General features: G+C 51.2%; 4 tRNA genes and 6 rRNA genes (1 of these 10 cut by a window edge). All 10 read right to left on the reverse strand.

The features are described 5' to 3' along the window. Positions 1–54 precede the first annotated feature (54 nt). A 5S ribosomal RNA gene (gene rrf / locus J7U46_RS22835) occupies positions 55–167 on the reverse strand. Between the two features lie 220 nt (positions 168–387). Then, positions 388–3,269 (reverse strand): 23S ribosomal RNA (locus J7U46_RS22840). Positions 3,270–3,587: 318 nt separating this feature from the next. Further along, positions 3,588–3,663, reverse strand: a tRNA-Ala gene (locus J7U46_RS22845). 30 nt (positions 3,664–3,693) lie between these two features. Beyond that, positions 3,694–3,770 (reverse strand) — tRNA-Ile (locus J7U46_RS22850). 178 nt (positions 3,771–3,948) lie between these two features. Then, positions 3,949–5,477, reverse strand: a 16S ribosomal RNA gene (locus tag J7U46_RS22855). Positions 5,478–5,858: 381 nt separating this feature from the next. Beyond that, a 5S ribosomal RNA gene (gene rrf / locus J7U46_RS22860) occupies positions 5,859–5,971 on the reverse strand. A gap of 220 nt (positions 5,972–6,191) precedes the next feature. Further along, positions 6,192–9,073: ribosomal RNA gene (locus J7U46_RS22865) — 23S ribosomal RNA — on the reverse strand. A gap of 318 nt (positions 9,074–9,391) precedes the next feature. Next, positions 9,392–9,467 (reverse strand) — tRNA-Ala (locus J7U46_RS22870). A 30-nt stretch (positions 9,468–9,497) separates the two neighbouring features. Beyond that, positions 9,498–9,574: transfer RNA gene (locus tag J7U46_RS22875), tRNA-Ile, on the reverse strand. A 178-nt stretch (positions 9,575–9,752) separates the two neighbouring features. Next, positions 9,753–10,000, reverse strand: a 16S ribosomal RNA gene (locus tag J7U46_RS22880) (it continues 1,281 nt past the right edge of the window). Together the 16S, 23S and 5S rRNA genes with 4 tRNA genes alongside form the textbook arrangement of a ribosomal RNA operon.

A 10,000-nucleotide genomic window follows, 5' to 3' on the forward strand; every position in this document is an offset into this window, starting at 1 on the left:
CAAAAGCAAAAACCCTCCAGCTCTTGTGAGCTGGAGGGTTTCGCGGGGTAAATAGCCTGACGATGACCTACTTTCACACGGGAATCCGCACTATCATCGGCGCTGAGTCATTTCACTGTCCTGTTCGGGATGGGAAGGAGTGGGACCAACTCGCTATGGTCATCAGGCTTGACTGGTTGGCTCATTGAGACCTGGGAAGGTGCTCAACAAACCCAATTTGTAGAGTTGCGCAGTATACAGGCTGTGGCGTGTATCTGGCTTCGAATCAGCTTTGGTATTTTGATTGCGTTCAATTCAGACTTCTGAAGAACAGCATAACTTGTGCTTACCTCAATAAGCTCCAACGAGTTCTGATGATTGCTCATCTTGTAGAACTGTCAAAGTTATAGGGTCAAGCCTCACGGGCAATTAGTACTGGTTAGCTTAACGCATTACTGCGCTTCCACACCCAGCCTATCAACGTCCTGGTCTCGAACGACCCTTCAGGGGGCTCTAGGCCCCGGCAAGACTCATCTTGAGACGAGTTTCCCGCTTAGATGCTTTCAGCGGTTATCTCTTCCGCACTTAGCTACTCGGCGATGCCACTGGCGTGACAACCGATACACCAGAGGTGCGTCCACTCCGGTCCTCTCGTACTAGGAGCAGGCTCTCTCAATCTTGCAGCGCCCACGGAAGATAGGGACCAAACTGTCTCACGACGTTTTAAACCCAGCTCACGTACCTCTTTAAATGGCGAACAGCCATACCCTTGGGACCGGCTACAGCCCCAGGATGAGATGAGCCGACATCGAGGTGCCAAACACCGCCGTCGATATGAACTCTTGGGCGGTATCAGCCTGTTATCCCCAGAGTACCTTTTATCCGTTGAGCGATGGCCCTTCCATACAGAACCACCGGATCACTTTGTCCTACTTTCGTACCTGCTCGACTTGTCAGTCTCGCAGTCAAGCACGCTTATGCCAATGCACTATCAACACGATTTCCGACCGTATTTAGCGTACCTTCGAACTCCTCCGTTACACTTTGGGAGGAGACCGCCCCAGTCAAACTGCCCACCATACACTGTCCCCAATCCCGATAAGGGACCAAGGTTAGAACCTCAAACACACCAGGGTGGTATTTCAACGTTGGCTCCATAGAAACTAGCGTCCCTACTTCAAAGCCTCCCACCTATCCTACACAGATCTGTTCAAAGTCCAATGTAAAGCTACAGTAAAGGTTCATGGGGTCTTTCCGTCTTTCCGCGGGGAGATTGCATCATCACAAACATTTCAACTTCGCTGAGTCTCTGGAGGAGACAGTGTGGCCATCATTACTCCATTCGTGCAGGTCGGAACTTACCCGACAAGGAATTTCGCTACCTTAGGACCGTTATAGTTACGGCCGCCGTTTACTGGGACTTCAGTCAAGAGCTTGCACCCCATCATTTAATCTTCCAGCACCGGGCAGGAGTCACACCCTATACGTCGACTTTCGTCTTTGCAGAGTGCTGTGTTTTTAATAAACAGTTGCAGCCACCGATTCTCTGCGGCCCCATTCTGCTCCCCAAGTAAATGGTTCACATACTAGAGGCACACCTTCTTCCGAAGTTACGGTGTCAATTTGCCGAGTTCCTTCTCCAGAGTTCTCTCAAGCGCCTTAGAATACTCATCTCGCGCACCAGTGTCGGTTTGCGGTACGGTCGTTGTAAGCTGAAGCTTAGTGGCTTTTCCTGGAAGCAGGGTATCACTCACTTCGTCTGCAAGCAGACTCGTTATCACGCCTCATCTAAGCTCTCCGGATTTGCCTAAAGAGCACGACTACACGCTTGAACCGGGACATCCAACACCCGGCTGAGCTAACCTTCTCCGTCCCCACATCGCACTTACAATCGGTACAGGAATATTTACCTGTTTCCCATCAGCTACGCATCTCTGCCTCGCCTTAGGGGCCGACTCACCCTACGCCGATGAACGTTGCGTAGGAAACCTTGCGCTTTCGGCGAGGGGGCTTTTCACCCCCTTTAACGCTACTCATGTCAGCATTCGCACTTCTGATACCTCCAGCAGGCTTCACAACCCACCTTCACAGGCTTACAGAACGCTCTCCTACCACGTGCAATAAATTGCACATCCGCAGCTTCGGTAACTGGCTTAGCCCCGTTACATCTTCCGCGCAGGACGACTCGATCAGTGAGCTATTACGCTTTCTTTAAATGATGGCTGCTTCTAAGCCAACATCCTGACTGTTTTAGCCTTCCCACTTCGTTTCCCACTTAGCCAATTTTAGGGACCTTAGCTGGCGGTCTGGGTTGTTTCCCTCTTGAGTCCGGACGTTAGCACCCGGTGCTCTGTCTCCCAAGCTGTACTCATCGGTATTCGGAGTTTGCTAAGGTTTGGTAAGTCGCCATGACCCCCTAGCCTAAACAGTGCTCTACCCCCGATGGTAATACTTGAGGCACTACCTAAATAGTTTTCGGAGAGAACCAGCTATTTCCAAGTTTGTTTAGCCTTTCACCCCTATCCACAGCTCATCCGCTAATTTTGCAACATTAGTCGGTTCGGACCTCCAGCACCTGTTACGGTACCTTCATCCTGGCCATGGATAGATCACTTGGTTTCGGGTCTACACCCAGCGACTATTTCGCCCTATTCGGACTCGATTTCTCTACGGCTTCCCTATTCGGTTAACCTCGCCACTGAATGTAAGTCGCTGACCCATTATACAAAAGGTACGCAGTCACCCCTTTCGAGGCTCCTACTTTTTGTATGCATGCGGTTTCAGGATCTATTTCACTCCCCTCCCGGGGTTCTTTTCGCCTTTCCCTCACGGTACTTGTTCACTATCGGTCGATTACGAGTATTTAGCCTTGGAGGATGGTCCCCCCATATTCAGACAGGATTTCACGTGTCCCGCCCTACTCTTTTCGCGCCTAGTTCCACAATCTGCATTTTTCATACGGGGCTATCACCCGCTATGGCCGGACTTTCCATTCCGTTCTGATATACAAACTGCTAAAACGCGAGGGCTACTCCGATTTCGCTCGCCACTACTTTCGGAATCTCGGTTGATGTCTTTTCCTCGAGCTACTGAGATGTTTCAGTTCACCCGGTTCGCCACAATGACCTATGTATTCAGTCAGAGTTACCTCTTGCGAGGTGGGTTTCCCCATTCGGAAATCTCCGGATCAAAGCTAATTTGCCAGCTCCCCGAAGCTTATCGCAGGCTATCACGTCCTTCGTCGCCTGTAATCGCCAAGGCATCCACCACATGCACTTAGTCACTTGACCCTATAACTTTGACAGCGCTGACTGCACTGTCGTCAAGGACTCGTACAGAACCGTTCAGTTCCATACGTTTATTGAGTATTCACGCGTTACGCCGTTCTTCATACCCAAGCAATTTCTTGCTCAGTTGAAGTCTATGTTTGACGCAATCAAAATGTTGCCGACGGCACGGTGCAATTCACCCCTTTACGAATGATTGCTTTCCGTCGACAACGCTGATTCGACTCTACAAATTGTTAAAGAACAACAGCCAATAAAGGCTGGCAAACCACAATAGCCAATAGCTACTTTGGTTTGCCAACTCTTGAGTGAAGAAGATAGTGGTGGAGGATGACGGGATCGAACCGACGACCCCCTGCTTGCAAAGCAGGTGCTCTCCCAGCTGAGCTAATCCCCCGGGATGTTTCAGACTTCTCATCTGATACCGTGGTGGGTCTGGCTGGATTCGAACCAGCGACCCCCGCCTTATCAAGACGGTGCTCTAACCAACTGAGCTACAGACCCACGCGTTTCTCATCGTGCCCTGCAGCTCTCGCTTACCTGTTGAGGCCAGCTCGGCAGGCTCACGTTTTCTTCACTCTTACTGTTGATACAGCCGATAAGTGTGGGCGCTTAAAAATGAGTCATTTGGATCTCACTCATGCTTGCTGCATGCAGCAAACCGTGGCTCGATCTATTCTAGAAAGGAGGTGATCCAGCCGCACCTTCCGATACGGCTACCTTGTTACGACTTCACCCCAGTCACGAACCCTGCCGTGGTAATCGCCCCCCTTGCGGTTAGGCTAACTACTTCTGGCAGAACCCGCTCCCATGGTGTGACGGGCGGTGTGTACAAGACCCGGGAACGTATTCACCGCGGCAAGCTGATCCGCGATTACTAGCGATTCCGACTTCACGCAGTCGAGTTGCAGACTACGATCCGGACTACGACCGGTTTTCTGGGATTAGCTCCCCCTCGCGGGTTGGCAGCCCTCTGTACCGGCCATTGTATGACGTGTGTAGCCCTACCCATAAGGGCCATGATGACCTGACGTCATCCCCACCTTCCTCCGGTTTGTCACCGGCAGTCTCATTAGAGTGCCCTTTCGTAGCAACTAATGACAAGGGTTGCGCTCGTTGCGGGACTTAACCCAACATCTCACGACACGAGCTGACGACGGCCATGCAGCACCTGTGTTCTGGCTCTCTTTCGAGCACTCCCAAATCTCTTCAGGATTCCAGACATGTCAAGGGTAGGTAAGGTTTTTCGCGTTGCATCGAATTAAACCACATCATCCACCGCTTGTGCGGGTCCCCGTCAATTCCTTTGAGTTTCAACCTTGCGGCCGTACTCCCCAGGCGGTCAACTTCACGCGTTAGCTACGTTACTGAGAAGAAACCCTCCCAACAACCAGTTGACATCGTTTAGGGCGTGGACTACCAGGGTATCTAATCCTGTTTGCTCCCCACGCTTTCGTGCATGAGCGTCAGTACAGGTCCAGGGGATTGCCTTCGCCATCGGTGTTCCTCCGCATATCTACGCATTTCACTGCTACACGCGGAATTCCATCCCCCTCTACCGTACTCTAGCTATGCAGTCACAAAGGCAGTTCCCAGGTTGAGCCCGGGGATTTCACCTCTGTCTTGCATAACCGCCTGCGCACGCTTTACGCCCAGTAATTCCGATTAACGCTTGCACCCTACGTATTACCGCGGCTGCTGGCACGTAGTTAGCCGGTGCTTATTCTTCAGGTACCGTCATGAGGCGTCTGTATTAGAAACACCCTTTTCTTCCCTGACAAAAGCGGTTTACAACCCGAAGGCCTTCTTCCCGCACGCGGCATGGCTGGATCAGACTTGCGTCCATTGTCCAAAATTCCCCACTGCTGCCTCCCGTAGGAGTCTGGGCCGTGTCTCAGTCCCAGTGTGGCTGGTCGTCCTCTCAGACCAGCTACAGATCGTCGGCTTGGTGGGCCTTTACCCCACCAACTACCTAATCTGATATCGGCCGCTCCAATCGCGCGAGGTCTTGCGATCCCCCGCTTTCACCCTCAGGTCGTATGCGGTATTAGCCACTCTTTCGAGTAGTTATCCCCCACGACTGGGCACGTTCCGATACATTACTCACCCGTTCGCCACTCGTCAGCATCCGAAGACCTGTTACCGTTCGACTTGCATGTGTAAGGCATGCCGCCAGCGTTCAATCTGAGCCAGGATCAAACTCTACAGTTCGATCTTGATTTACTCAACGGAATCGACTTGAACTATCTACATAGTAAAAGTCTAATTTCCGTGAGCGTTTAAAGTCTAAGAGACTCGATCCAGGTCGCCCCGAATCAAAACTCACCTTCAAACGCCCACGCTTATCGGCTGTGAATTATTAAAGAACAAAGAATCTAGTTATTTACTTTGATTCTTGGCACCGATCAGTGATCAGCACAGAAGCGAGATTATGAGCGATAACGATCTTATCGTCAACCCTTACTTGCTTCTTTTTCTGCAAGCCCCCCGTTGCCGGGAACATCAGCAGATGCAAACGCTCAACTTGAACACTTGCATCTGTTGACACAGATGGAAACGCCCAGTCTTGCGACTGGGCGTCTCAGATAAATAGCCTGACGATGACCTACTTTCACACGGGAATCCGCACTATCATCGGCGCTGAGTCATTTCACTGTCCTGTTCGGGATGGGAAGGAGTGGGACCAACTCGCTATGGTCATCAGGCTTGACTGGTTGGCTCATTGAGACCTGGGAAGGTGCTCAACAAACCCAATTTGTAGAGTTGCGCAGTATACAGGCTGTGGCGTGTATCTGGCTTCGAATCAGCTTTGGTATTTTGATTGCGTTCAATTCAGACTTCTGAAGAACAGCATAACTTGTGCTTACCTCAATAAGCTCCAACGAGTTCTGATGATTGCTCATCTTGTAGAACTGTCAAAGTTATAGGGTCAAGCCTCACGGGCAATTAGTACTGGTTAGCTTAACGCATTACTGCGCTTCCACACCCAGCCTATCAACGTCCTGGTCTCGAACGACCCTTCAGGGGGCTCTAGGCCCCGGCAAGACTCATCTTGAGACGAGTTTCCCGCTTAGATGCTTTCAGCGGTTATCTCTTCCGCACTTAGCTACTCGGCGATGCCACTGGCGTGACAACCGATACACCAGAGGTGCGTCCACTCCGGTCCTCTCGTACTAGGAGCAGGCTCTCTCAATCTTGCAGCGCCCACGGAAGATAGGGACCAAACTGTCTCACGACGTTTTAAACCCAGCTCACGTACCTCTTTAAATGGCGAACAGCCATACCCTTGGGACCGGCTACAGCCCCAGGATGAGATGAGCCGACATCGAGGTGCCAAACACCGCCGTCGATATGAACTCTTGGGCGGTATCAGCCTGTTATCCCCAGAGTACCTTTTATCCGTTGAGCGATGGCCCTTCCATACAGAACCACCGGATCACTTTGTCCTACTTTCGTACCTGCTCGACTTGTCAGTCTCGCAGTCAAGCACGCTTATGCCAATGCACTATCAACACGATTTCCGACCGTATTTAGCGTACCTTCGAACTCCTCCGTTACACTTTGGGAGGAGACCGCCCCAGTCAAACTGCCCACCATACACTGTCCCCAATCCCGATAAGGGACCAAGGTTAGAACCTCAAACACACCAGGGTGGTATTTCAACGTTGGCTCCATAGAAACTAGCGTCCCTACTTCAAAGCCTCCCACCTATCCTACACAGATCTGTTCAAAGTCCAATGTAAAGCTACAGTAAAGGTTCATGGGGTCTTTCCGTCTTTCCGCGGGGAGATTGCATCATCACAAACATTTCAACTTCGCTGAGTCTCTGGAGGAGACAGTGTGGCCATCATTACTCCATTCGTGCAGGTCGGAACTTACCCGACAAGGAATTTCGCTACCTTAGGACCGTTATAGTTACGGCCGCCGTTTACTGGGACTTCAGTCAAGAGCTTGCACCCCATCATTTAATCTTCCAGCACCGGGCAGGAGTCACACCCTATACGTCGACTTTCGTCTTTGCAGAGTGCTGTGTTTTTAATAAACAGTTGCAGCCACCGATTCTCTGCGGCCCCATTCTGCTCCCCAAGTAAATGGTTCACATACTAGAGGCACACCTTCTTCCGAAGTTACGGTGTCAATTTGCCGAGTTCCTTCTCCAGAGTTCTCTCAAGCGCCTTAGAATACTCATCTCGCGCACCAGTGTCGGTTTGCGGTACGGTCGTTGTAAGCTGAAGCTTAGTGGCTTTTCCTGGAAGCAGGGTATCACTCACTTCGTCTGCAAGCAGACTCGTTATCACGCCTCATCTAAGCTCTCCGGATTTGCCTAAAGAGCACGACTACACGCTTGAACCGGGACATCCAACACCCGGCTGAGCTAACCTTCTCCGTCCCCACATCGCACTTACAATCGGTACAGGAATATTTACCTGTTTCCCATCAGCTACGCATCTCTGCCTCGCCTTAGGGGCCGACTCACCCTACGCCGATGAACGTTGCGTAGGAAACCTTGCGCTTTCGGCGAGGGGGCTTTTCACCCCCTTTAACGCTACTCATGTCAGCATTCGCACTTCTGATACCTCCAGCAGGCTTCACAACCCACCTTCACAGGCTTACAGAACGCTCTCCTACCACGTGCAATAAATTGCACATCCGCAGCTTCGGTAACTGGCTTAGCCCCGTTACATCTTCCGCGCAGGACGACTCGATCAGTGAGCTATTACGCTTTCTTTAAATGATGGCTGCTTCTAAGCCAACATCCTGACTGTTTTAGCCTTCCCACTTCGTTTCCCACTTAGCCAATTTTAGGGACCTTAGCTGGCGGTCTGGGTTGTTTCCCTCTTGAGTCCGGACGTTAGCACCCGGTGCTCTGTCTCCCAAGCTGTACTCATCGGTATTCGGAGTTTGCTAAGGTTTGGTAAGTCGCCATGACCCCCTAGCCTAAACAGTGCTCTACCCCCGATGGTAATACTTGAGGCACTACCTAAATAGTTTTCGGAGAGAACCAGCTATTTCCAAGTTTGTTTAGCCTTTCACCCCTATCCACAGCTCATCCGCTAATTTTGCAACATTAGTCGGTTCGGACCTCCAGCACCTGTTACGGTACCTTCATCCTGGCCATGGATAGATCACTTGGTTTCGGGTCTACACCCAGCGACTATTTCGCCCTATTCGGACTCGATTTCTCTACGGCTTCCCTATTCGGTTAACCTCGCCACTGAATGTAAGTCGCTGACCCATTATACAAAAGGTACGCAGTCACCCCTTTCGAGGCTCCTACTTTTTGTATGCATGCGGTTTCAGGATCTATTTCACTCCCCTCCCGGGGTTCTTTTCGCCTTTCCCTCACGGTACTTGTTCACTATCGGTCGATTACGAGTATTTAGCCTTGGAGGATGGTCCCCCCATATTCAGACAGGATTTCACGTGTCCCGCCCTACTCTTTTCGCGCCTAGTTCCACAATCTGCATTTTTCATACGGGGCTATCACCCGCTATGGCCGGACTTTCCATTCCGTTCTGATATACAAACTGCTAAAACGCGAGGGCTACTCCGATTTCGCTCGCCACTACTTTCGGAATCTCGGTTGATGTCTTTTCCTCGAGCTACTGAGATGTTTCAGTTCACCCGGTTCGCCACAATGACCTATGTATTCAGTCAGAGTTACCTCTTGCGAGGTGGGTTTCCCCATTCGGAAATCTCCGGATCAAAGCTAATTTGCCAGCTCCCCGAAGCTTATCGCAGGCTATCACGTCCTTCGTCGCCTGTAATCGCCAAGGCATCCACCACATGCACTTAGTCACTTGACCCTATAACTTTGACAGCGCTGACTGCACTGTCGTCAAGGACTCGTACAGAACCGTTCAGTTCCATACGTTTATTGAGTATTCACGCGTTACGCCGTTCTTCATACCCAAGCAATTTCTTGCTCAGTTGAAGTCTATGTTTGACGCAATCAAAATGTTGCCGACGGCACGGTGCAATTCACCCCTTTACGAATGATTGCTTTCCGTCGACAACGCTGATTCGACTCTACAAATTGTTAAAGAACAACAGCCAATAAAGGCTGGCAAACCACAATAGCCAATAGCTACTTTGGTTTGCCAACTCTTGAGTGAAGAAGATAGTGGTGGAGGATGACGGGATCGAACCGACGACCCCCTGCTTGCAAAGCAGGTGCTCTCCCAGCTGAGCTAATCCCCCGGGATGTTTCAGACTTCTCATCTGATACCGTGGTGGGTCTGGCTGGATTCGAACCAGCGACCCCCGCCTTATCAAGACGGTGCTCTAACCAACTGAGCTACAGACCCACGCGTTTCTCATCGTGCCCTGCAGCTCTCGCTTACCTGTTGAGGCCAGCTCGGCAGGCTCACGTTTTCTTCACTCTTACTGTTGATACAGCCGATAAGTGTGGGCGCTTAAAAATGAGTCATTTGGATCTCACTCATGCTTGCTGCATGCAGCAAACCGTGGCTCGATCTATTCTAGAAAGGAGGTGATCCAGCCGCACCTTCCGATACGGCTACCTTGTTACGACTTCACCCCAGTCACGAACCCTGCCGTGGTAATCGCCCCCCTTGCGGTTAGGCTAACTACTTCTGGCAGAACCCGCTCCCATGGTGTGACGGGCGGTGTGTACAAGACCCGGGAACGTATTCACCGCGGCAAGCTGATCCGCGATTACTAGCGATTCCGACTTCACGCAGTCGAGTTGCAGACTACGATCCGGACTACGA

Source organism: Pelomonas sp. V22, assembly GCF_030014915.1.
Taxonomy (GTDB): Bacteria; Pseudomonadota; Gammaproteobacteria; order Burkholderiales; family Burkholderiaceae_C; genus JAUASW01.